This window comes from Methylobacterium variabile, assembly GCF_001043975.1.
In the GTDB taxonomy this organism is placed as follows: Bacteria; Pseudomonadota; Alphaproteobacteria; order Rhizobiales; family Beijerinckiaceae; genus Methylobacterium; species Methylobacterium variabile.
Map to the genome: position 1 here is coordinate 22,410 of NZ_LABY01000073.1, position 22,795 is coordinate 45,204.

At 70.5% G+C, this 22,795-nt stretch carries 24 protein-coding genes; 8 read left to right on the forward strand and 16 right to left on the reverse strand.

The features are described 5' to 3' along the window. Positions 1 to 35: 35 nt before the first annotated feature. Together VQ02_RS35560 and VQ02_RS11795 are read left to right on the forward strand one after the other, a co-directional pair. Complete coding sequence (locus tag VQ02_RS35560; RefSeq protein ID WP_280818939.1) at positions 36 to 341, forward strand: DUF3817 domain-containing protein; 306 nt, start codon at positions 36 to 38, stop codon at positions 339 to 341. Beyond that, positions 338 to 751, forward strand: coding sequence for a CopD family protein (locus tag VQ02_RS11795; protein WP_048444388.1), 414 nt, complete (start codon positions 338 to 340; stop codon positions 749 to 751). Before VQ02_RS35560 ends, VQ02_RS11795 begins: the two co-directional genes overlap by 4 nt. 136 nt (positions 752 to 887) lie before the next feature. Here VQ02_RS11795 and VQ02_RS11800 read toward each other — a convergent pair whose 3' ends face one another. The 8 genes from VQ02_RS11800 to VQ02_RS11835 all read right to left on the reverse strand — a co-directional run bounded on the left by VQ02_RS11800 (position 888) and on the right by VQ02_RS11835 (position 8,957). Then, positions 888 to 1,823 (reverse strand): SRPBCC family protein, encoded by a 936-nt coding sequence (locus VQ02_RS11800; protein ID WP_048444389.1) that lies wholly within the window; start codon positions 1,821 to 1,823, stop codon positions 888 to 890. Then, positions 1,823 to 2,665: a phosphoenolpyruvate hydrolase family protein gene (locus VQ02_RS11805; RefSeq protein ID WP_048444390.1), complete on the reverse strand. Its 843-nt coding sequence runs from the start codon at positions 2,663 to 2,665 to the stop codon at positions 1,823 to 1,825. Before VQ02_RS11805 ends, VQ02_RS11800 begins: the two co-directional genes overlap by 1 nt. Positions 2,666 to 2,669: 4 nt before the next feature. Then, positions 2,670 to 3,875 carry a Tm-1-like ATP-binding domain-containing protein gene (locus VQ02_RS11810; RefSeq protein ID WP_048444391.1) on the reverse strand — a complete coding sequence of 402 codons (1,206 nt, stop codon included), beginning with the start codon at positions 3,873 to 3,875 and terminating at the stop codon, positions 2,670 to 2,672. Positions 3,876 to 3,933: 58 nt separating this feature from the next. Then, on the reverse strand, positions 3,934 to 4,635 hold the full coding sequence (locus VQ02_RS11815; RefSeq protein ID WP_048444392.1) for an ABC transporter ATP-binding protein: 702 nt from the start codon (positions 4,633 to 4,635) through the stop codon (positions 3,934 to 3,936). Between the two features lies 1 nt (position 4,636). Next, entirely contained in the window at positions 4,637 to 5,386 is a 750-nt protein-coding gene (locus VQ02_RS11820) for an ABC transporter ATP-binding protein (RefSeq protein ID WP_048444393.1), read from the reverse strand. Between the two features lie 316 nt (positions 5,387 to 5,702). Further along, complete coding sequence (locus VQ02_RS11825; RefSeq protein WP_048444394.1) at positions 5,703 to 6,974, reverse strand: ABC transporter substrate-binding protein; 1,272 nt, start codon at positions 6,972 to 6,974, stop codon at positions 5,703 to 5,705. 85 nt (positions 6,975 to 7,059) lie between these two features. Then, positions 7,060 to 8,082, reverse strand: a complete 1,023-nt coding sequence (locus tag VQ02_RS11830; protein ID WP_048444395.1) for a branched-chain amino acid ABC transporter permease — start codon at positions 8,080 to 8,082, stop codon at positions 7,060 to 7,062. Continuing rightward, complete coding sequence (locus VQ02_RS11835) at positions 8,079 to 8,957, reverse strand: branched-chain amino acid ABC transporter permease (RefSeq protein ID WP_048444396.1); 879 nt, start codon at positions 8,955 to 8,957, stop codon at positions 8,079 to 8,081. The genes VQ02_RS11830 and VQ02_RS11835 overlap by 4 nt, the downstream gene beginning before the upstream one ends. Before the next feature lie 192 nt (positions 8,958 to 9,149). On the opposite strand from VQ02_RS11835, the gene VQ02_RS11840 reads away from it, so the two are divergent. Continuing rightward, positions 9,150 to 9,695: a hypothetical protein gene (locus VQ02_RS11840; protein ID WP_048444397.1), complete on the forward strand. Its 546-nt coding sequence runs from the start codon at positions 9,150 to 9,152 to the stop codon at positions 9,693 to 9,695. On the opposite strand, the gene VQ02_RS11845 is transcribed toward VQ02_RS11840, so the two are convergent. Continuing rightward, on the reverse strand, positions 9,685 to 11,385 hold the full coding sequence (locus VQ02_RS11845) for a sigma-54-dependent Fis family transcriptional regulator (protein ID WP_053080343.1): 1,701 nt from the start codon (positions 11,383 to 11,385) through the stop codon (positions 9,685 to 9,687). The two genes, VQ02_RS11840 and VQ02_RS11845, sit on opposite strands and share 11 nt — an antisense overlap. An 89-nt stretch (positions 11,386 to 11,474) precedes the next feature. Here VQ02_RS11845 and VQ02_RS36985 point away from each other — a divergent pair, with 89 nt between their 5' ends. Next, entirely contained in the window at positions 11,475 to 11,735 is a 261-nt protein-coding gene (locus VQ02_RS36985) for a hypothetical protein (RefSeq protein WP_157080595.1), read from the forward strand. A gap of 505 nt (positions 11,736 to 12,240) precedes the next feature. On the opposite strand, the gene VQ02_RS11850 is transcribed toward VQ02_RS36985, so the two are convergent. Then, entirely contained in the window at positions 12,241 to 12,894 is a 654-nt protein-coding gene (locus VQ02_RS11850) for a hydrolase (protein ID WP_048444411.1), read from the reverse strand. 149 nt (positions 12,895 to 13,043) lie between these two features. On the opposite strand from VQ02_RS11850, the gene VQ02_RS11855 reads away from it, so the two are divergent. Continuing rightward, positions 13,044 to 13,925: a LysR family transcriptional regulator gene (locus VQ02_RS11855; protein ID WP_048444398.1), complete on the forward strand. Its 882-nt coding sequence runs from the start codon at positions 13,044 to 13,046 to the stop codon at positions 13,923 to 13,925. 131 nt (positions 13,926 to 14,056) lie between these two features. On the opposite strand, the gene VQ02_RS11860 is transcribed toward VQ02_RS11855, so the two are convergent. The 5 genes from VQ02_RS11860 to VQ02_RS11880 form a co-directional block, all read right to left on the reverse strand. Next, positions 14,057 to 14,833, reverse strand: coding sequence for an SDR family NAD(P)-dependent oxidoreductase (locus tag VQ02_RS11860; RefSeq protein WP_048444399.1), 777 nt, complete (start codon positions 14,831 to 14,833; stop codon positions 14,057 to 14,059). A 4-nt stretch (positions 14,834 to 14,837) separates the two neighbouring features. Then, the gene (locus VQ02_RS11865; protein ID WP_048444400.1) at positions 14,838 to 15,662 is read right to left on the reverse strand and encodes a carbohydrate ABC transporter permease; all 825 of its coding nucleotides are present in this window, start codon (positions 15,660 to 15,662) and stop codon (positions 14,838 to 14,840) included. 2 nt (positions 15,663 to 15,664) lie between these two features. Further along, the gene (locus tag VQ02_RS11870; protein WP_048444401.1) at positions 15,665 to 16,561 is read right to left on the reverse strand and encodes a carbohydrate ABC transporter permease; all 897 of its coding nucleotides are present in this window, start codon (positions 16,559 to 16,561) and stop codon (positions 15,665 to 15,667) included. Between the two features lie 8 nt (positions 16,562 to 16,569). After that, entirely contained in the window at positions 16,570 to 17,889 is a 1,320-nt protein-coding gene (locus VQ02_RS11875) for an ABC transporter substrate-binding protein (RefSeq protein ID WP_048444402.1), read from the reverse strand. A 163-nt stretch (positions 17,890 to 18,052) separates the two neighbouring features. Continuing rightward, positions 18,053 to 19,096 (reverse strand): Ldh family oxidoreductase, encoded by a 1,044-nt coding sequence (locus VQ02_RS11880; RefSeq protein ID WP_048444412.1) that lies wholly within the window; start codon positions 19,094 to 19,096, stop codon positions 18,053 to 18,055. A 117-nt stretch (positions 19,097 to 19,213) separates the two neighbouring features. Here VQ02_RS11880 and VQ02_RS11885 point away from each other — a divergent pair, with 117 nt between their 5' ends. The 3 genes from VQ02_RS11885 to VQ02_RS36990 all read left to right on the forward strand — a co-directional run bounded on the left by VQ02_RS11885 (position 19,214) and on the right by VQ02_RS36990 (position 22,091). Next, entirely contained in the window at positions 19,214 to 20,323 is a 1,110-nt protein-coding gene (locus VQ02_RS11885; protein WP_083469172.1) for a GntR family transcriptional regulator, read from the forward strand. Positions 20,324 to 20,768: 445 nt separating this feature from the next. Further along, positions 20,769 to 21,275: an Ivy family c-type lysozyme inhibitor gene (locus VQ02_RS35565; protein WP_167350726.1), complete on the forward strand. Its 507-nt coding sequence runs from the start codon at positions 20,769 to 20,771 to the stop codon at positions 21,273 to 21,275. Between the two features lie 264 nt (positions 21,276 to 21,539). Further along, entirely contained in the window at positions 21,540 to 22,091 is a 552-nt protein-coding gene (locus VQ02_RS36990) for a hypothetical protein (protein ID WP_157080596.1), read from the forward strand. Positions 22,092 to 22,546: 455 nt separating this feature from the next. Here VQ02_RS36990 and VQ02_RS36995 read toward each other — a convergent pair whose 3' ends face one another. Next, positions 22,547 to 22,693, reverse strand: a complete 147-nt coding sequence (locus VQ02_RS36995) for a hypothetical protein (protein WP_157080597.1) — start codon at positions 22,691 to 22,693, stop codon at positions 22,547 to 22,549. Between the last annotated feature and the right edge of the window lie 102 nt (positions 22,694 to 22,795).

Consider the following 22,795-nt stretch of genomic DNA (forward strand, 5'->3'; position numbering starts at 1 on the left):
CGACGGCCGGGGGTGGGCACGCCGATCTGAGATCGTTGCGATGGCTCAGGATCGCCGCTGTGGCGGAGGCGACGACGCTCCTCCTCCTCGTCGGCGCCGCCGTTCCCCTGAAGCACCTGGGGGACTGGCCGACGGCGGTCCGCGTCCTCGGCCCGGTCCACGGCTTCGCCTTCGTGACCTACCTCTGGCTCGTTCTCCAGGCGCTCGGCGCCGGGCTGCTGTCGCGCGGCGAGGCGGCCCGGCTGGCGCTGGCAGCGTTCGTTCCCGTGGCCGGTTTCCTTGCGGCCGGCCCCATCGTCGGCCGCGCCTCGGCACGGCTTGATCGAGGACAGGGAAGATGACCCTGGCGGACGCCTATCCGTGGCTCAAGGCGCTGCACGTCGCGTGCGCCCTGCTGTTCGTCGGCGGGGTGGTCGCCGGTGGCCTGCTCCTCGCGGCCGGACGAGCGGCGGCGGACCGGATCGCCCCCCTCGCCCCGGTTCTGAGGCGATGGGATCGGGTGGTCACGGTGCCGGCCATGCTGGGCGTGTGGGCCTTCGGCCTCGGGCTCGCCGTCTCGGGCGGCTGGTTCGCCGAGGGTTGGCTCCGGGCGAAACTGGTCCTCGTCGTCGTTCTGTCCGCCGTCCACGGCCTCCAGTCGGGACAGGTACGGCGGCTCGCCATGGGGCACGGCGTCAAGCCTGTGCGGGTCTCAGCTCTCGTCGTGCCGGCCGTGGTCATCATCGCCGTTCTCGCCGTGATCAAGCCGTGAGGGGAGCCGGACCCCAGTCGCTTCCTCTCGCCGCGTCCTCTCGCCCGTCGCCTGAATCCAGGCGTGATCGACCCGTGGAGCCTGTTTCGGACGATTCCCGCTCGGAACAGGCCCCACGTCCCCCGCGGCGGCCGGTTCACGCGGTTGCGGCAGGCCCTCGGGCGAGCCGTGCCGCCACGGTGTCGAAGGCCTTCTGGTAGACGCCGTGATGAACCTGCGGGATCAGCACGAGGTCGTCGGCGGGCGCGGCCGTCCAGTCGCCGAACCAGGTCCCGAAGGTCCGGTCGCCATCCGTCACCGGCCGCAGGCGCGGTCCGGAGACGTAGTGCAGCCACGGCATCGGGCTCCTGGTGATGCGGTAGGTGTAGGAGCGCGTCCGGTCGCAGAGCTGGATCAGCTCCTCGTTGAGGTGCCCCTCGCCGAACAGGAAGTCGCGCACACCCGAAACCTTGTCCGGGCGCACGCCGCCCAGCATGTGCATCCGCGCGATGCCCTCGTGCCAGTCCGCCATGCCGGCGAAGTCGCGGATCGTCGCCCAGACGGCCTCGACCGGCGCCGGGATCACCGAGGAGCAGAACACCTTGTGGGGCGGCAGGCCCTGCCAGCGCACGGCGCCCGCGGGGGCCCCTGGCCGCTCGCGGGCGACCTTCGCCTTCAGGGCGTCCCATCCGGCCTTGAAGACCCCGTCGGCGATGATCGCCGCGTAGGTGCCCGCATCCTCGGGCCGCTCGTCGAAGGTGGCCTCCCACTCGGCGAAGGTGCCGTCGCCGTTCGTGACCGGGATCAGCGTGACGCGGGCAAGGTAGTCCGTCACCGGGAAGGCCGGCGTCTCGAAGTTGTAGCTGAAGCTGTAGCGGTGATCGTCGAGGGAGAGCAGCCGCTCGCGCACCAGGGTGCCGTCGGGGAGGCGGAAGGCGCGCACGCAGCCGACCACGTCGGCGTCGAGGCCGTCCTCGATCCGGCTGTCGGTGATGCCCGGCACCCAGGACGGCAGGCCGTTGAAGTCGCGGATGAGCGACCACACGGTCTCGACCGGGGCGTCGATGATCGTGGAGGCGTAGGCGCGGGCCATCAGCGGGTCTCCGGGAAGGCGATGGTCTTGAAGGCGCGGGTGCGCTCGGTGAGCGCCGTCTCGGCCGGCAGGCGCTCCATCGAGGAGGCGCCGTAGAAGCCGTGGCACAGGCGGGTGTTGGCGAGCACGTAGGCCGCGTCCTCCGGCGTCGCGATCGGCCCGCCGTGGCAGAGCACGATCACGTCCTGGCGCACCTGCCGCGCCGCCTCGGCCCAGGCCTCGATCAGCGCCGGGCAGTCGGCGAGCGTCAGCGCCGTCTCGGCGCCGATCGCCCCGCCGGTGGTGAGGCCCATATGCGGGACGATGATGTCGGCCCCCGCCCGCGCCATCTCGGCCGCCTCCTCGGCGCTGAACACGTAGGGCGTGGTGAGCAGGTCCTTGGCGTGCGCGAGGCGGATCATGTCGATCTCGTGCCCGAACCCCATGCCGGTCTCCTCCAGGTTCGCCCGGAAGGTGCCGTCGATGAGCCCGACGGTCGGGAAGTTCTGGACGCCCGAGAACCCCAGCGCGATCAGCTCGTCGAGGTAGTGGTCCATGATGACGAAGGGGTCGGTGCCGTTGACCCCGGCGATGACCGGAGTGTGGCGCACGACCGGCAGCACCTCCCGGGCCATCTCCTTCACGATCTCGTTCGCGTTGCCGTAGGCGAGCAGCCCGGCGAGCGAGCCGCGCCCGGCCATGCGGTAGCGGCCCGAATTGTAGATCACGATGAGGTCGATGCCGCCGGCCTCCTCGCACTTGGCGGAGAGGCCGGTGCCGGCGCCGCCCCCGATGATGGGCTGGCGCCGGGCGATCATGGCGTGGAACTTCGCCAGCAGGTCGCGGCGGGCGTGGCGGGGCATGGTCTCAGGTCCTCTCCTGCACGGCGTCGCGGAAGGCGGCGACGAGCGCCTGCGCGAAGGCGGGGTCGTTGATGGCGGCGTCGACCTCGACGAGCCGCCGGTTCGGGGCCGCGCGCCAGCCGTCGCGGATCGCCGCGAACAGGGCGGCGTCGGCCTCCGGGTCGTGGAAGGGCAGCCCCGGCACGTCGATCGCCGAGACGCCGCGGAGGGGCAGCAGGAAGCGCACCGGTCCCTCCATGCGGTTGAGCCGCTCGACGATGAACGCGCCGATCGCGCGGTTGTCCTCAGGGGTGGTGCGCATCAGCGTCACCTGCGGGTTGTGGACGTAGAGGGTCCGGTCGCGGTAATGCGCCGGCACGGTCTCGCGGGGGCCGAAATTCACCATGTCCACCGCCCCGACCGAGCCGACATAGGGCAGAGGCGCGCGGATCGCGGCGCCGAAGCGGTCCGGGGTGCAGGGAAAGACGCCGCCGAACAGGTGGTCGGCGACCTCGGTGGTGGTGATGTCGAGAAGGCCGGCGAGCAGCCCCGACTCGGCCAGCTTCTCCATCGACTGGCCGCCGGTGCCGGTGGCGTGGAAGACGTAGGTCTCGTACTCGGCCGAGAGCGCCTCGCGAACTTGCGTCACGCAGGACGTGGTCACGCCGAACATCGTGAGGCCGAGGCCGGGCTTGTCGGCCGCCGCCTGCGGCGGCGTGCGCAGGGCCATCCCGGCGGCCGCGTGGGCGGCGTTGCCGATCACCCGGCGCGAGATCGCGTTGAGGCCGGCGATGTCGACGACGGCGTACATCAGGGCGATGTCGCTCGGCCCGACGTAATCGGCGGTGTGGCCGGAGGCGACGGTGGAGACGACGAGCTTCGGCACGCCGACCGGCAGGGCGCGCATCGCCCGGGTGACGAGGGCGGTGTTGCCCGAGCCGCCGAGGCCGAGCACCGCGCCGATGTCGTCGCGGGTCGCGAGGAAGCGGGTGAGCGCCTCCGCCATCGCGGCGACCGCCGCGCCGCGGTCGCGTCCGCCGAGCACCGCGCCCGCGCCGTCCGGGTGATGACGGGCGACCTCGGCCGCCGGCACGTCCGCCAGCGCCGAGGCGCCCAGCGTGCCGACATCGACCAGCACGGCCCGCGCGCCCGCCGCCCGCGCGACGTCGCGGGCGTAGAGCAGCTCGGCCTCCTTGGTGTCGCAGGTCCCGACGACGTAGACGACGCTCATCCCGCTCCTCCCTTGATTGTTCTTGCCTCGATCGCTGCTGCCTCGATCGTTCTTGTCGTCAGTGGTGCCCGGCAGCGACGCCGAGGTAGCGCCGCTGCAGATCCTCGTTTCCGGCGAGCTCGGCCGCCGGCAGCGTCGCGGCGATGCGGCCGGTCACCATCACGGCGACCTGCTCGCAGACCGCCGTCGCCATCCGCAGGTTCTGCTCGACCAGGAGGAGCCCGATCCCCTCCAGGGTTAGGCCGCGCAGCACCTCGGCGAGATGGTCGACGATCACCGGGGCGAGCCCCTCGGAGGGCTCGTCCATGATGACGAGCCGCGGGTTCATCAGCAGGGCGCGGGCGATGGCGAGCATCTGCTGCTCGCCGCCCGAGAGCTGCGTGCCGCCGTTGCGCCGACGCTCGGCCAAGCGCGGGAAGGTCTCGTAGGCCCGCGCCCGGGTCCAGCGGGCGCGCGGGCCCTGGTCGACGAGGCGCAGGTGCTCGTCGACGGTCAGCGACGGGAAGGTGCGCCGGCCCTGCGGCACCAGCGCGACGCCCGCCCGGGCAACGCGGTTCGGCGCCCGCCCGGCGAGATCGGTGCCGTCGAGGCTGATCTCGCCCCGGCCCGCGACCATGCCCATGATCGCCTGGCACAGGGTCGTCTTGCCCATGCCGTTGCGCCCGACGATCGCGAGCGGCGCGGGCCCGACCGCGAGGTCGACGCCCTGCAGGATGTGGGCCTGCCCGAAGCGGACGTGGAGGTCGCGCACCACGAGCATCCTAATGTCCCTTGCCGAGATAGATCGCCTGCACGGTCGGGTCGGAGCCGATCCGGTCGGGCGTCGCCTCCACGGCGACCGCGCCGTCCTTCATCACGGTCACGATGTCCGAGGCCGGCAGGGCCACGTCCATGTCGTGCTCGACCAGCACCAGGGTGAGGCTGCGCGGCAGGCCCCGCAGCAGCGCCAGCAATTCCGGCCGGTCGCCGGGCGAGAGGCCGGCAGCGGGCTCGTCGAGCATCAGCACCTTCGGGTCGCAGGCGAGCGCCATCCCGACCTCCAGCTGCCGGCGCTGGCCGTGCGAGAGGTCCGCCACCGGCCGCTCCTCCAGGTGCGTCAGGCGCATCCGCTCGGCGAGCGCCCGGGCGCGGGCGAGGTCGGGGTCGCCGCGCCCGGGACGGCGGAACGAGAACCGGCCCGGCCGGCCGCCGCGCACCGCGAGGTAGAGGTTGTCGAGAACCGACAGCCCGTTGAACAGCAGCGAGGTCTGGTAGGTCCGCCCGATCCCGAGCCGCGTGCGCCGGTGGGCCGGCAGGCCGGTGATGTCGCGGCCGAAGAACGCGATCCGCCCCTCCGTCGGCGGGAAGTCGCCGCAGACGAGGTTGAACAGGGTGGTCTTGCCCGCGCCGTTGGGGCCGAGGACCGCCCGACGCTCGCCGGGCGCCACGCGCAGGGTGACGCCGCGGACCGCGTGCAGCGCGCCGAAGCGGCGGCCGATTCCGGTGAGCTCGAGGGCGGGTTCGAGGGTCATGGCATTTCGAGGCCTTTTTGATGTTCGAGGCAATATCGAGCGTGACACTCATCCTTTTCCCGCACCCCTTTCCCGGACGACTGAAGCGTCAGCGGAAGGAGATCCGGGAACCAGCCGTAAGATGTGCCGCGAAGCGGCTCCATAGATTGCGGCGTGGCAGAGATGCAGGCGCTTCGCGACGTCTTGTGCCGGTTCCCGGATCTCCTTCCGCTATCGCTTCGGTCGTCCGGGAAAGGGTGGAGGTCGATGCGAAGACACGTCGACCCGGCTCCGAGGCCCGCCGCCTCATCGGCGGCGGGCGCGCAAGGCTCTCCGCTCACGTCCCGGCGATGCAGCCGGTATTGCCGCGCGAGGGCGCCCCGAGGGCGAGGAAGCGGTCCTCCGGCACCCCGAGGGTCTGGTTGATCGCGGGGGCGCGGGCGAAGGCGACCGTCACCGGCTTGCCCTCCCGCTCCTCGATCTTGGTCAGGAAGATGTCGGACACCGCCTGCCGGTTGTGGTCGAGGAAGACCTCGGCCCCCATCGGGTTCTTGAAGCGGCGCTTCGCCAGCGCCGCCTGGAAGGCCTTCTGGTCGCCCGAGAGGTCGCCGCGCACCTCCTCCAGCGCGCCGAGGATGCCCTGGAGGTTCGTGGTGTAGTTCACCCCGTGGATCGACGGCGACTGGAACCCGCCCTCGTTCGCCCAGCGCTTGCGGTAGCGGGCGACGAAGTCGTTCCAGTTCGGATCCTCGTTGACGTCGGCGATCGGGCCGCCGCTGACCATGCCGATCATCAGCTTGCGGTGGGGCCCACGGGCCGACATCATGGTCTGGTCGGCCATGATCGAGCCGCCGACGATCGGCAGGCTGCCGCCTGCCTGCGCGTACTGGGTCATGAAGGCGAGGCCGTCGGTGCCGCCATGGACCACCACCAGGGCGCCGGCGCTCTTCGGGATCTGGGCGATCTGCGAGGCGAAGTCGGTGGTGCCCAGCGGCGACCACAGGTAGGTCGCGCGGCCGCCGGCGCGGCAATATTCGAGGCTGAAGCCGAACACCTGGGCGTACGGGAAGGCGTAGTCGCCGGCGACGACGCAGACCTCCTCGATGCCCATGGTCTTGCGGACGTGGTTGCCGACGCCGGCCATCCACTGGGTGCCGTCGGTGGAGAACCGGAAGAAATTCTTCGAGGGGTTGCGCAGGGTGGTGTCGGCGGCGGCCGAGGAGCCGTTGACGATGGTCTTGCCGGTGAGCGTCGCGGAGTAGTCCTTCAGCGCGATGCCCTCGGCGCCCGAGAGCGGCCCGAGCACGATGTCGACGCCGTCCTGCTCGACGAGCTTGCGGGCGCGGGCCAGCGCCACGTCGGCGCGGGCGTTCGAGCTCTCGCGGATGAACTCGATGCGCCGGCCGCCAGCGGTGTGGTTGATCCGCTCCAGCTCCATCTGGACGCAGCGGAACGAGTCCTGGCCGCCGGTGGCGAAGGGCCCCTCCAGGGTGGTGAGCCCGCCGATCCTGATCGGCGCGTTCTGGGCGACGGCCGGGGCCGGGAAGGCCCCGGCGAGCGTGGCGGTGCTCAAGCCCGCGAGCGCCTGGCGGCGGGTCAGCGTCGTCATCGTGCGTCCTCCATCGGCCCCGATCTCCCGGGCCCGGCGCGCGGGGCCGTCCCCGCCGGGCCTCGTTCGCTGATGCCGTTTCGCCTCAGCCGGTCCCGGCCGCCCGCGGGGCGGCGTCGGGCCTCGGCCGGGGCAGCCGGCGCAGGCCGGGGATGCGGCGCACGAGTCCGACGATCCCGTCCGGCGAGACCAGCACGATGCCGAGGAAGACGAGGCCGATCAGGGTGTTGAAGCGGTCGCGGTCGTACAGGGAGGCCGCGAAGGTGTCGAAGACCGCGAAGATCAGCGAGCCCACGAAGGCGCCGGCCGGGTGGCCGAGCCCGCCGATGACGCTGATGATGAGGATGTTGACGCTGGCGCCGAGCCCGATCGAGCCGGGCGAGATGCCGATGTTGTAGATCGTGGTCAGCACGCCGCCGCAGCCGGCGATGAAGCCCGCGACCCCGAACGCGGCGATGCGGTGGAGCGCCACGTCGTAGCCCAGAGCCGCGGCGCGACGGGGATTGTCGCGGATCGCCTGGAGCACGAGCCCGAACGGGGTGCGCACGAGGTAGAGCACGCCGGCGTAGAGCAGCGCCGCCGCGGCGAGCGACGCGTAGTAGAACAGGTGCGGCTGGCGGAACGGCACGCCGAACAGGGTCGGCCCGACGACGTTGCGGATGCCCTCGTAGCCGTTGAACCAGTCGATGTTCGACTCCGCCAAGCGCGACACGGCCATCGCCAGCGCCAGGGTGATCATCAGGAGGTAGATGTCGCGGGTGCGCACCGCGACCGCCCCGATCAGGAGCCCGGCTAGGGTAGCGGCGAGGAGGCCCGCCGGGACCGCGAGGCCGTAGGGCAGGCCCCCGACGATGCCCGGCACCGCCCCCTCGACCAGGATCGCGACCCCGTAGCCGGCGATGCCCGCCACCGTCATCTGCGCGAGCGAGACGAAGCCGCCATAGGTGGCGAGGAAGGTGAGCGACAGGGCCACGATGCCGTAGACCAGGGAGCGCCCGAGGATGTTGACGGTCCAGAACTGCGCCTGGGCCTGCGGCAGGACGAGCCCGAGGAGGAGCGGGGCGGCCAGCAGCACGGCGAGCGCCGGGAGCGAGAGCCGGGCGTTCATGCGGGCCTCCCCATCAGCCCCTGCGGGCGCACCGCGAGCACCGCGACCATCAGCCCGAAGGTGAGTATGACCGCGTAGGTGGGGAACAAAGCCTGCCCGATCTGCTCGGCGAGGCCGACCAGCACGGCCCCGACCGCGGTGCCGGGCACCGAGCCCATGCCGCCGACGATCACGACGACGAGCGAGGTGAGGAGGAAGCGGCCGTCCATGCCCTGCGCGAGCGGCTGGGCCGTCGCCCCGATCACGCCGCCGAGGCCGGCGAGCGCGGCGCCGAGGGCGAAGACCGCGAGCGCCACGCGCGGCACGTTCACCCCGCAGGCGGCGAGCATGGTCCGGTCGTCGACGCCCGCCCGCACCATGAGACCGAGCTTCGTCCGGGCGAGGAGCAGCCACAGGCCGAGGCCCACCGCGACCGCGACCGCGATCTGGACCAGCCGGAAGGTCGGGTAGCGGCCGACGAGGGGTAGCTCCGTCGTGCCGAACAGCGCGTCGGGAGCGAAGAACTGCCGCGGCGTTCCGCCGAAATGGGCGAGCAGCTGGTCGGCCACGACGATCGAGACGCCGATGGTGACGAGGGCCTGCCGCAGCTCCTGGCCCTGCATCCAGCCGAGCAGCAGCGTCTGCATGGCGGCCCCCGCCAGCGCCGCCGCCGCCATGCCGACCGGCACCGCCAGGTACCAGGCGTACCACGCGTCGCGGTCGTAGAGCGGCTCGAACACCGCGTAGGCGAAATAGGCGCCCACCAGGTAGAGCGAACCGTGCGCCATGTTGACCGTGCGCATCAGGCCGAAGATCAGCGCGAAACCGGAGGCGACCACGAAGTAGAGTGCGGCGAGTGTGAGCCCGTTCAGCACCACGGTGGCGGCGAGCGCCATCGGAAAACCTCCCCTTTTGCCGAGTCGCGCGTCGCGATCACGGTCAAGACCCGTTTATTGGCGTCGGGTGTTGACGACACTGTCCGCCCGGGAACCCCGCAAGTCCAGTCAGCGGAGATGACCGGACGGGTAAGATTGGGTAGATGTCGTGCCGATGCCGGAGCAGTGAGCGCAAGACCGGGGAGAGTGCCGTTGGAGATCGCAGCTCCCCTGACCCTGCGGGCGACGCTCGAGGGGCTCGTCCCGGCCGAGCGGGCCCGGACGCTGTTCCTGCCGGCGCTCGCCGGGGCGCCCGAGGCGCTGTTCGACCTTCTGGCCCTGCTGCCAGTCTGCGACGTGAACGGCGGCCTGACCGCCTGCCTGGCGGCGGGCGCCATCGGCGACGGCCCGGCGCCCGTCGCTGCGTTGTTCTGCGTCGATCCCTTCCTGCGCGTCCCGGACCTCGCCGAGGTCCTGCTCGCCGCCGGCCTGCGGCGGGTCGCCAACTATCCGAGCATCCAGACCGTCGACGGGGAGACCGGCCGGACCATCGCGGCGGTGGGATACGGGCCACAGGAGGAGATCGCCACGCTGCTGCGCCTGCGCGCGGCGGGCCTCGAGCCCGTCGGCTGCGCCGCCTCGGCGGGGTTCGCGGCCGCGCTCGCCGCCGCCGGGATCGCGCCGGTCCTCGCCATCCCGGCGCTGGGCTCCGGCTGCCGGACCTTCGCGCCGTTCACTCGCGCGCCCTTCACTCGGTGAGGCCGTAGCGGCGCATCTTGTTGTAGAGGGTCTTTCGCGAGAGGCCGAGGAAGGCGGCGGTCTCGGCGCGGCGGAAGCGGTTGCGGCGCAGGGCGTCGACGATCCAGGCGCGCTCGTCGGCCACCGGCCCGGGCCGGGTCTCGGCGGGGGCCTGGCAGAGCCGGGCGACGCCGTCGCTTCGGATCGTCCCGTCCGGGCTCTCGGCCGCCGCGCGGGCGAGGAACGAGCGCAGCTCGCGCAGGTTGCCCGGCCAGTCCCGGGTCATCAGCAGGCGGTAGACGGCGGGCTCGATGACGGCCGGGGCCTGTCGCCCCTCGCGGCGCGTCAGGCCCCGCAGCATCGCGCGTGCGAGCAGCGGGATGTCCTCCGGGCGGTCGCGCAGGGGCGGGACGTCGACCTGCCCGGCCTCGATCCGCGCGAGCAGGGCCGGGACGATGCCGGCATGGTCGGTGGCGGTGACGACGAGGCGGGCGCGCCGCTGCTCCTCGCGCCCGAACCGGCCGACGATCGCCTGCTCGACCACCCGGGCGAGGCGCTCCTGCAAGGCGGCCGGGAGGAGCCCGACCGCCTCCACCACCACCGTCGCGTCACCGGCCTCGAGCGCGCCGGGCCGCCCGGCACCGTCGCCGAACAGCGCCTCGCCGATCTCCGGGTCGGCCGCGTCGAGCACGAAGAACGGCCCGGGCCGCCGGCTCGCCACGTGGACGGCGCGGGCGACCGTCGTGCGGCCCGATCCCGGCTCGCCCCGCACCAGCACGGCGAGGTCGGTGGCAACCAGGCGGGCGATCCGCTCGACCAGGCGGGCGATCGCCTCGGACTGGCCGACGAGGCCGGCGAGCGCCGTGATGCGGGCGTGCTCGCGCTGCGCCTCGTCCCGGGCCGGCCGCAGCAGGCTCGCGGTCTTGAAGGCGGAAGCCGTCTGCATCACCGACATCTCGAGCGGCAGCCGGTCGAGGGTCGAGCCGCCGACGTAGCCATCTGCCTTCGCCTCGTCGCAGACCCGGATCATGCTGGCGGAATCGACGATCGGCCCGCCCTCGACCACGCAGATTATTTCGGGCCTGGCCTGCCGGACCCATTGGAAGACTCGCCGCGCCCGGTCGGCGGCCTCGTCCAGCGGCACCCCGTCGATGCCGAGCGAGCCGCCGGCGTTCCACCCGAAGTTGAGGCAGAGGATGTCGACCTCGGCGCCCAGCAGCCCCTCGATCTCCTCGCGGGTCTTGGCGTAGCCGAAGGTGGCGAGGCCTGCGGCGCGGGCGGCGCGCAGGAGGGCGATCTCCCGCGCGTAGCCGAGGCCGGCCTTCTCGAGCGTCGCGCGGAACCGACCCTCGAAATGGATCGCGGTCGGGAAGTTGGCGATGCCGGCATAGCCCGCCCGGGCGAGCCGCGCGACGAGCGCCGGAATGTCGAGCCGCGGATCGAAGGCGGCGGCGCCGAAGAACACCGGCACCGACACCCGGCCGAGGATCTCGCCGCGGGCGAAGGCGTCCGTGAAGCCGTTCGCCTCGCGGATCGGGAAGAGGGCCGCGATCGAGGCCGCGCCCATCACCCGCAGGCGCCCGGCATTGAGGGCGAGCAGGAAATCGGCCCCGCCCTGCACGCTCGCCCGCGCGGTCATGCCGAGCCCGATCGCCGCACCGATCAGCAGGTCGTTGGCGGGGCGTCCGTGGAAGAGGGCCGGCGCTGGCATGATCGGCGGTCGAGGTCCCGGCGCGGTGATCCCCGGGCGATGCGGAGGACCGCCGCAGCATAGACCAGGCCGCGCGTCCGGTCGTCCCCGTGTCGCGCCGGGGCCGGGCTGCGGGACACCGGGAACGGGTCGAGGTCGCCGACGCTGGCGAAACCGGCGCGTCGGTCCCGCAGGCGATCGCACCCGTCGAACCCTCACAACCTGCCTACCGTCAGCACGATGATCGAGACCGGATGGAGGGACGACAGAGGCTCGCCCTGTCGTGCGAGCAGATCGGCGACGATCCGATCCTGATTGGTCGTGTCACCAGCACGGGTATCGCGCTGTTCTTCGCCCACGCGATGATCTGAGATCTCGTAGGCCGTCGTGCGTTGCCGCACGACGAAACAATTCGCGCCGATGCACAACACACGCACGCAATCACCGACGGGTACGAGCACTCGCAACGCCGGCTGAATGCAGTCGCCTTGGAGGCTCACATGGTCACGTCGAATCAGTTCCGCCGCATGGCTATGGCCGCCTTCGTCCTCGGCCTGGCGCTCGCTCCCGTGCTCAATCCGCTGCTCCCCTGATCCCGAGCGCCATCATTGCCGGGGCGCACGGCCCAGCGGATCACCCGGACCTGCGCCGGGGTGCCCAGCGACGTCCTGCCCGATCCGGTGCAGCGTCCCGGCACGGGCAGGCCGGGTAGGGCGCAATGAACCGCCTCGGGTTTCTCAGAGGCTTGTAAGAGCGCGGGATAGGCAGGCCGTCGCTGTCAGCGCTCCGGTCAGCGCGCAGGCGGGGACGACGAAGCTGGATGGGCCGTCATCCTCTCGCGAGGCCTCACGCCCATGCCCGCCATCCCCGCTGAGGTCACCCGGCTTTGCCGGGCACAGGCGTGTTGAGCAGTTGCTGCTCCCACAGGTAGGCGATGCCGCTTCCGCCGGCATGCTGCGTGATCACCTCCGTCAGCGCGACGGCCTGTTCGGTCCGAGCCCAGTCGCGCTGCCATTCCGCCGCCAGCGCCAGCCACGTCATCATGTTCGCACCGGCCGCGATCATGCGCTGAATGGCGACCTGGTGAGCCTCGACCGAGACCGCCCCCGACGCATCGGTGACCACCGTCACGTCCCAGCCCTCGCCGAGGGCCTGGATCGTCGGCATCGCGACGCAGACCTCAGTCCACAGCCCTGCGATGATCAGTTGCTTGCGGCCCGTCGCCCTGACCGCGTCCACGACCCTTCTGTCTTCCCAGGTATTGATGAACGTCCGGTCGATCACCTCCTGGCCGGGAAAAACGTCGGTGATCTGGGGAAAGAGCAGGCCGCCCCGCTCGGCGATCACGGTCGTCAGGATCGTCGGGACGCCGAAGGCCCTGGCGGCCTTCGCCAGGCCCGCCGTATTGTTGATCACCATCTGCGGTTCGTGGCTGTTCACGTTCGCGAGCTGGTAAGGCTGATGGTCGATCAGAACGAGCACCGAATCTTCAGGACGAAGAAGCGAATCAAGGCCGTTGCGCAAGGTCATGAGCGTCATTTTGCTGCCGTCGTGCATGAGATTGAGTTACGGAAGACGTGCGCCGACTGCGCACTGCCCGACGGAACCTTGTCAGCCCAAGTGGAGAGACGGTAGTGCTCGTTCGTGCCACGCTGTGTCGCGCAACGGGGAACGCCGACGTGGATATCGAAGAGCTGCGGACATTCGTGGAGATCGCCCAGGCCGGGGGCGTGTCGGGCGCTGCGCGCCGGCTCGGCGTCTCCAAATCGGTCGTCAGCCGGCGGCTCATCAGGCTCGAGGCGGAGCTCGGCGTGCAGCTTCTCGCGCGGACCACCCGCGGCGCCGCTCTCACGGAAGCCGGGGCCACGTTCCGCGATCATGCCGCGAGAGCCTGCGCCGAGATCGATGCCGCCCAGGGGACGATCCTGCCCGACGGCGAGCTTCGGGGTCGCCTGCGGGTCGCCGCGCCGCTGTCCTTCGGCCCGACTCACTTCGCTTCCGTGATCGCGGACATGGCGCGGCGCCACCCGCACCTCCAGATCCACACGTGCTACACCGATCGCTTCGTCGATCTGATCGCAGAAGGGTATGATTGCGCGATCCGGGTCGGCTATCTGCCGGACTCCACCCTTCTCTCGCGGCGCGTCGGACCGCTCTACGTAAAGCTGGTGGCAAGTCCAGAATACATCACAGCACACGGGTCGCCTGAAACGCCGGACGATCTGCTCGCGCATCAAGCGCTCTTGCAGGGCACCGAATCCTGGCAGCTGATGGACGGTGACAGGATCATCACGGTTCGCCCGCAAGGACGGTTCAAGGCCGACAACGGCTCAGCGCTCGTTGCGGCCGCGGCAGCCGGGCTCGGGATCGCCTATCTCCCCGATGGCCTGACCCGTGAATTCCTGGCCTCCGGCACGCTCGTTCCGGTGATGCCGCGCTATCCGCCGCCACCGGCCGGGATCTACGTCGTCCGCCCGCCGGATCAGCATCTCGCACCGAAGGTCAGGATCCTCGCCGAACGGCTGATCGCGTGCTTCGACGAGGCTTCGCATGGTGCGTGAGTTCGCGGCCATGACTGGAAGCCCGGACAGGCTGCCCGTCCGGGCTCAGTCATGACGCGCGACCGGAATGCGGAACCGGACCTCACCGCATCTTGTTCGAGGAACCGGCATCCACCTCCTGGGAAGAGGATCTAGATCCCGCCCGCCAGGTAACCTCCGTCCACGTTCATCACCGTCCCCGTGGTGAAGCTCGCCGCCGGGGAGGCCAGGTAGACGGCCGCCCCCACGAGTTCCTGCAACTCGCCGAAGCGGCCGGCGGGCGAGCGCATGAGGGCCGCGTCCTTGCGCGCCTGGGGCATCTTCTCGCGGTTGAGCTCGGTCATGAAGAAGCCGGGAGAGATCGCGTTGACCCGCACGCCGTGCCGCGCCCATTCGGCGGCGAGCGAGGTGGTGAGCCCGACGATGCCGTGCTTGGCCACCGCGTAGGGGCAGGCGTTCGGCCAGCCGCGATGCGCGGCGAGCGAGGCGACGTTGATGATCGCCCCGCCGCCCCGCGCCACCATCCCCCGCCCGAAGGCCTGGCAGGCGTGGAAGACGCTGGTGAGGTTCGTGGCGACCACCTGCGCGAACTCGTCCGGCGTGAAGTCGAGGGCGGGCTTGATGATCGTCATGCCCTGGCAGTTCATCAGCACGTCGACCGCGCCGAGATCCGCCGAGACCCTCTCGGCCAGTGCCTGCACGGCGCCCGGTTCCGTCACGTCGGCCTCGTAGGCGCGCGCCGTGGGGCAGATGGATTCGAGCCGCGCCAGCGCCGCCCCGAGCTTGTCCGGGCGGCGCGCCGCGATGGCGACCCGGGCGCCCTCCCGCGCGAAGCCGTGGGCGACGGACTCGCCGATGCCGCTGGAGCCGCCGATCACCAGGGCCGTCATCCCGGAGAGCGACAGGGAGGTCGAGCCGACGGGGAGCATGGGATCAATCCTTGACTGCGGAACCGGCGAAGCCCTGCACGAGGTAGCGCTGCAGGAGGACGTAGAGGCACGAGGGAATCGCGGTCGCGACCAGGGTCGCCGCCATGATCTGTGCCCACTCGACCCGAAACTGCCCGAACATCTTGAGCACGCCGAGGGTCATCGGCTGCCGGGCCTGGTCCTGGATCAGGCACAGGGCCCAGAGCACGTCGCCCCAGGCGAGCAGGAACGCGAAGGTCACGGTCGCCACGAGGCCCGGCATCACGTTCGGCAGGATGACCTTCGTGAGCACCTGCAGCCGCGAGGCGCCGTCGAGCATCGCCGCCTGGTCGATCTCGGGCGGGATCGTGTCGATGTAGCCCTTCAGCATCCAGACGCTGAACGGGAGCGTGATCGTCGAGAGCGCGAGGACGAGGCCGAGCCGCGTGTCGTAGAGGCCCGCCCGGCTCAGGAGCTCGAAGTAGGGACCCACCAGCAGAACGCCCGGCAGCATCTGGCTGGTGAGCAGGATCGCCATCAGGGCGAGCTTGCCCCGGAAGGCGAAGCGCGAGAAGCCGTAGGCCGCGAACACCCCGACGAGCGACGAGATCAGGGCCGTGCCCGACGACGTGATCAGGCTGTTCAGGAAGTAGATCGGGAAGCCCTCCTGCTGCCAGATCTTGGCGTAGGCCTCCACCGTGGCCTGCCGCGGCCACAGCGTCGCCGGGAAGTCGATCACCTCGAGCGGCGGCTTCAGCGAGGACGAGATCACCCAGTAGAACGGAGCGAGGTTGTAGAGGAGCATCAGCCCCAGGATCAGGACCACGAAGGGCCGCTGCAGGCCGGTCATCGTCAGGCGTTCCTCGACATCGTCACCCGCAGGTAGGGAATCGCGACGACCAGCATCGTCACCGCCAGCACGACGGCCATCGCCGAGGCGTAGGCCGGGTTGAAGAACTCGAAGTACTGCCGGAAGGTCAGGGTGGAGACGAGCTGGGTCGCGTCGCCCGGCCCGCCGCCGGTCATGCCGTAGACGGTGCCGAAGAGCCGCGCCTCCCAGATCACGTCGAGCACCACGGCGATGATGACCATGTTGCGCAAAGCTGGCAGCGTCACGTAGCGGAAGGATTGCCACGCCCCGGCGCCGTCAATCGCCGCCGCCTCGTAGAGGTGGGCGGGGATGGCCTGGAGGCCGGCCAGCAGGATCAGCATGACGAACGGGTACCCGCGCCAGACCTCGGCCGTGACGACGCCGAAGAAGGCGAGCGACGGCGAGCCCAGCCAGTCGACCGGCTGGTCGACGGCGCCGAGCCGCAGCAGGATCGCGTTGGCCATCCCCGGCAGCGTGTCGAAGACGAAGCGCCAGATGATGCCGCTGATCACGTCCGGCACGGTCCAGGGCAGGATGGCGGCGACCCGAAACAGCCACTTCGCCGGCAGGTCCGCGTTCAGCGCCAGGGCGACCGCGAGCCCGATGGCGAGGTGGAGCGACACGACGAGCCCGACATAGAGCGCGGTCGTGGACAGGGTGGAGGCGAACTGGGGATCCGTCGCCAGCTGCCGGTAGGCGTCGAGGGAGAAGCCCGGCTCCCGCACCCACACCATGTTGAAGCTCTGGAGCAGGGCCGTCACGGCCGGGAGGCCGAGAACGAGAAGCAGCAGCAGGATCGCCGGCCCGACGAACAGGAAAGGGAGCCAGCGCTCCCCCCGGTCGGCGCCGGCGGCGTCCGCGCCCGATGATGGCCGCATCGCGCGCCTCAGGTCTTGCGCTGCAGGATCGTCTCGACCTGCCTGTGCGCGTCGGCGAGGGCCTGGTCCGGCGTCTTCGTCCGCGTGACCGCGGCGTGCAGGCTCTGGCGGAAGGTTTCGTTGATCTCCGGCCATTGCGGGATCAGCGGCATGAAGGCGGCGTGGTCGAGCTCCTGCGCCATGAGCCGGGCCGAGGCGCTCTCCCGGATCTTCGGGAACTCCGCGTTGACCGCGCGCCGGGGCGACAGGAGGTTGTTGTCGAGGTACCACTTCTCCGCCCGCTGCCGGTCGGTGAGGAAGCGCACGAGCCGCCAGGCCGCCTCGGCGTTCGGCGACTTCGGGTTGATGTGCAGGGACTTCATGTTCAGCGTGGTGCGGATGTGGTTCGCGCCCGCCTCCTTCATCGGCACCGGGGCGACCTGCAGGGTGTTCCAGGCGTCGAGGTCCTTGTTCATCTCGGCGGTGATCGGGTAGGCCCAGGCCGCCTCGAAGGCCATGCCGATCCGCCGCGTCGCCAGGAACTGGCGGGCCGCGTTCGCGTCGACCTGCAGCACCCCGGGCGGCATCACCTTGTCGTCGTTGATCAGCCCGACCACGTAGGAGAACGCCTCACGCGCCGCCGGCTCGTCGAGGCGCGAGCGGGTGTAGTCGGGGCTGAGGATGTCGCCGCCGAAGCCGCGCAGGACCACCGGGAAGCGCAGGTCGAAGCCGCCCTGGCCGAGCACCATCGTGGTGCCCCAGCGATCGACCGGGCCGCCGGGCTTGCTCGGCGCCGTCAGCCGCTTCGCGGCGTCGCGGAACGCCTCCCAGGTGGCCGGCGCGCCCGCGACCCCGACGCTCTCCAGCATCGGCTTGTTGTAGAACAGGACGATCGGCACGTAGGTCTGCGGCGCGCCGAACAGGCCGCCCTTCTCGCTGACCACCTTGATGGTGGGCTCGTAGAACTGGCCTGCCCAGGCGGCCGCGCCCCCCTCCTTCTCCAGGAACGGGGTCAGGTCCAGGAGCCAGCCCTCGCGGATGAACTGCTTGACCGGGTTGGAATCGAGGGCGAACACGTCGGGCCCGCGGCCGCCCCGGAAGGCGGTGGCGTAGCGCACGTCGCGCTGGCCGTAGGCCACCGGCTCGGGCCGGATCTTCACGTCCGGGTTCTCGCTCTCGAACCGGGCGAAGGCCTCGGCGAGGGACCGGCCCCAGACCGGCTCGGCGAGGTGCCAGTCGGAATAGGTCAGCGTGACCGGGGCGGCCGCCCGCGCGACGACGGGTGCTGCGAGCGCGCCGGCCGCGACGCCGAGCGCATGCCGGCGTGTCAGCGTCCGTGGTTGTCTCATCGCGTCCTCCCTGGGCCCGCCGCCACGGCGCCTGATCGGGCGGCGCGGCGGCGGTGCGTCCGGCTTCTCTGGCCGGTGCATACATTGTTCATTCGCATCTCAGCAGAGCGCGCCGGCGCTGACAAGCACTAACATTCCGGCGCGGCGCGCTCCGGGGCGCGGATCAGCCCGCACCCGGGCGGGGTTCGGGCATGCGCAGCGCGTACCGGCCGGCGAGCGCGGCGAGCGCGGCCAGGGTCGTCGGATCGACCGGGACGCCGTCGCGGTCCCGCCGCTCGGCCTCGGCCCATTCGCGGTCGCCGGGCGCCATGACGGGGCAGGCCGCAGCCGGCGAGCCGCGCAGGGCCGCGAGGTAGCGCGCCATCCCGGCGCGGAACATGCCCGGATCGACGAAGGCGGCGGGACGCAGGGCGAGCACGAAGGCGCCCATCTCCCGCGGCCGCGCGAAGTCCGGGCCGGCCATCGGGGCGATCTCGTGGCTCAGCCGCATGCCGGACAGAACCGCGCTGAGGATCTCCGCGAGACCCGCGAGGCCGGCGCCCTTGAAGCCGAAGGCGGCCCCGAGGGGGGCGAGCATCTCCGCCCGCTCCGCGTCCGTCGTGTCGCGCCCCTCGGCGTCCGACGCGGTGGCGGCCGGAAGCGCCATCCCGAGGCTGCGGTAGAGCAGCACGCGGTTATACGGGATGGCGCTCGTCGCCATGTCCAGGAGCCAGGGACGACCGTCCTCGACCGGGACCGCGACGGCGAGCGGGTTGGTGCCGTGGAACCGCTCGGCGCCGTCGTGCAGGCGCACGACGCTGTCCGAGTTGCAGGTCGCGAACCCGATGCAGCCCGCCTCCGCGGCGGCGAGCGCGAAGGCGCCCGCCGCCCCGAAATGCGACGAGTTGCGGATGGTCACGGCGCCGATCCCGTACCGGCCCGCGAGGTCGACGGCGCGCGCCATCGCCGCGTAGGTGGCGCGGGCCCCCTGGGCGTGATCGGCGTCGAGCCGCGCCACGGCCCCGTCCTCCTCGAAGCGCAGGCGCGGACGCCCGTTCACCCGGCCGCCCGCGATCGCGGTCGCGTAGTGCGGCAGCAGCCGGATGCCGTGGCTGTCGACGCCCAGGCGCGAGGCGTGCGCCATCGCCCGCGTCGCCGCGGCGGCGCTCTCCTCGTCGGCGCCGGCCGCACGCAGCACCGCCCGCGCGAAGCTGGCCAGATCCGCCATGGCGAAGAGCGGGGCGACGGGTGGCCCGGGGGCCGGCTCTCCGCTCATCGCCGCCATCCGCCACGCCCGGCCCGGGGGCACCTCGCAAGACGACCGATCATCCGACCCTCCCGATTAATGTCCAATGCATGCAGTCGACATCTCATCGCACCGCGGGGCACTTGGCAATCCTCCCCGGGCCGGCGAAGCTGGAGAGGAGGGATCAGGCGCGGGAGTACGCCCATCACTGCGGTCGACGATGCCCGGCAGCGAGAGCCCTCGGGGGCGGGAGGAGCGGCGCGGCTTCACGCCCAAGCCTTCGACGTCCTGGCGGAGCGCGTCCGCACGGGCCGGCTCCCGGCCGGCACGCGCCTGCTCGAGTCACGCGTCGCCGCCGAGTTCGGGGTCAGCCGCGCCCCGGTGCGCCAGGCCCTCGCCGCCCTCGCCGAGGCCGGGCTCGTCTCCCGCGGCGAGGGCCGCGGCTACGTCGTCCGGACCGTCGACGCCGGCGCGGACGACGCAGCCGCGGCGGCAGCGCCCGTCCGGCTCTCCTCGACGGCGAGCTGGGAGCGGATCTACGGCGAGGTCGAGCTGAACATCGTCTCGCGCACGGCCCTGTCCGCGTGGCGGGTGGTCGAGGCCGACCTCGCCAAGCACCACGGCGTCAGCCGCACCGTCGCCCGCGAGGTGGTCGCGCGCCTCCACCAGCGGGGCGTGATCCGCAAGGACGACCGGTCGCGCTGGTACGCCCCGGGCCTGACGCCGGGCTACGTCGCCGAACTCTACGAGCTGCGCTGGACGCTCGAGCCGCTCGCGCTCGCCAAGGCCGCCCCCCTGGTGCCACGCCACGTCGTGGCCGGCGCCCGGGCCCGGATCGAGGCGGCGGTCGCGCACGCCGATGCGCTGGACGGCCCCGCCCTCGACGCCCTCGAGGCGGACCTGCACGGCACCATCCTGGGCTACTGCCCGCAGCGCACGCTCCTCGACGCCGTCCGCCTCTACCAGTCGCTCCTCGTGGCCCACAGCTTCCTCTACCGCTGGAACCCGGCGCCCTACCCGACGGAGCCGTTCCTGCCGGAGCACCTGCAGATCCTGCGCGCCCTCGACGCGGGCGACACCGCCCACGCCACGGTCGCGCTCGAAGCCCACCTGCGCGCCTCGCTGGCGCGGGCGAACGCGCGGCTCCAGGCGGTCAAGCGCGGATCGCGGCCGGATCCCCTCCCCTACCTCAAGCCGCTTCCGGGATGATGTCCTCCGGTGGCCTTGCAGCCTGAAGTCGCGTCTTTTCCGGTTCCGCACGCCCGGAGGGGATGTGCGGAGCCGTGAGGAAGATCGGGTTCACCGGAGAGCCGATCGGCTTCGCTGGAGCAGCCGGGACCGACCGGCCGCCATCGGTGGCGGCGACGCGCCTGGGGCAAGCCCGCGCGGACCGATCCGGCCGGACCGGGCCGGGGCCGAGGCACCTGGCACGCTCGGAGCGCCGGGCCGCGTCGGTGGCCGGAATTAGCGGATGGTCACCGGGCAGACCGCATCTCCGGCCGCACTCGCCCGGGGACCGTGCCGTTCGAGGCCGGGTTCCGCTTGCGTGTCCCGGAGGCGCTGCCGTCGATGACGCGGGCGATGGCCCGGGGTGATGGACCTTCGGATCTGGGGGCGTTCGAGGCCTCCCAGATTTCCGGAGCTGATTCCCGAAATGCTTAAGGCCGCCCGTGTCGCTGGCCGCCTCTTTGCGATGTTGACCAAGTTCCACAACCAGACTCGACTGCTGCGCACAGGCAGGCGGGAGTCAAAGATGAAAAAGATCGTTGCAGCTCTCATGCTGCTCAACAGCCCTGCATTCGCAAAAGATCCATATTTTTCCGACCTCGTTAAGCGACCGGAAGTTCGCAAGAATTGGTCAAAGATCATAAGCGGTCACAAATTCAGGAAGGAGGATGGGTGGATCATCCGGCACGACGGATTGCGAGGACCACTGGAAACCATTAGCATCAACAGCGAGCAATTTTTCAAGGATGATGGGTGCCAGCCCCATGATTGCCTTGATAATAGTATTGTGATACTGGTCAACAAGAGGACTCGCCAAATATGGATGGTGCATAGAAAAATCACGTTTCCATCTCGCAATGTATCTTACATTTATTTCGGAGAACCGAGCGATCCCATGAAATCAAAATTGACGAGCCTGTTGTCAAAAATTTAGCGTGAAATCTTGTTCGGTTGGATTCTGCAGATTTGACGCCCCGCATGTCATTCCGGGGCCGCGCAGCGGAGCCCGGAATGTTAGGATGTTCATAATAGAGCGGAACGCAATCCGCCTTATTCAATATCATCTCAGTGTCTGGGCGTGCCTTCGGCACTCCGGGCTCCGCTGCGCGGCCCCGGAATGACAAAGAGGGTGCTCACATTGTCCAGAACGTCAAACAGGCTCTGAACGCTAGAATCGCATCTATCCTTGGAGGCACTCATGCGGTGGGGTGTTGTTGTCGGCGCGGTACTTGCCTGCTTTTTTGGCCTTGCGGTGCCGGCGCGAGCCGGAACCCCGATCGTGCTTGATCCATTGCTCAATGGGCTCTTGCCCACATGCTATGGCTCGAAGTCCTTCGACCAGTTCAGGCGCTCGGTCGCGGCCCGGCATGGTTACGACTCGACCGGCAAGCGCGTGAACCCGAACGCACCCATCGCGGTGCCAGCCACCATTGCACCCGCCCTGGGTTCGATAACCGCCAAGAACAAAGGAGACTATACCGAGGTTATTGTTCCGGTCTCCGGCAAGTTCCGATCGTTGCCGGTCGCAGCGATCGAGTTCGCTTTCGGCAACGAGAACGGCATCAACGTCACCACGATTCGATTTGCGGAGTCGAAATCAGAGGTGAACAAAGTGCTGGGAAAGGACATCAGAACCGCCTCACGCCTCATAAAACAGCGCGTACAAGCAGGCGAAACTGGAGCCGATCAGTCCGTCACACTCGAAGAAAAAGACGGTCAAACTCGTTTATTTTGCGACACATCCAACTGAGTGATTGCAAGTCATTCTGCTTCGGTTGAAATTCGATACGCGCAATGCAGGAGATATCGTAGGTAGAGGCAGATCCGCTCGACAAGGCTTGCATGAGCCTGGCTTATGACAGTGGGCTCGGCGGAGAATACGAAATTCCCATTCTCGCGCCGATGGTGCTCCTGCGTGCGTCCATGACCTCGACCAGTTGCACCTCGCCGCCACGCTCGCGGAACGCCCGCACGTCACGCGGACCGTCGAAGCCCCCGGCCTCGAGGATGGAGACCTGAGCGGCAATGCCGCCTCTGCTTTGGAATCTCAGTGTCGCGAGGCCCGGAGCCGGCGGGCCGCCCGAAATCGCCGACGATCTCCGGAGCGGCCGATCCGGAGCGGTCATGCCGAAGCAGAACGGCCCCGCTTGCGCGAGGCCGTCCGGCATCGAACTGTCATCGAATCCCGTCGAGATGATCGCCGGCTCAGAAGCCGCGCCGTCCGCCCCAACGCGGCGGCAGCGGCTGCGGGTTCAGACCGCCGGCGGCCTGGGACAGCGCCGCGTCCGAGATGACCGTCTCGTCCGACGTCTGCTTCCGCTCGGTCGACTTCTTCTTGAAGATCTTGATCATGGTCGGGCTCCGTTGCCGATGTGGTTGGCACAATCATCAGTAGACGGGTTTCTTGCGGAACGAGGTGCGGTGCCGCACGACCTGCCGCCCGTTCCGTCGCGC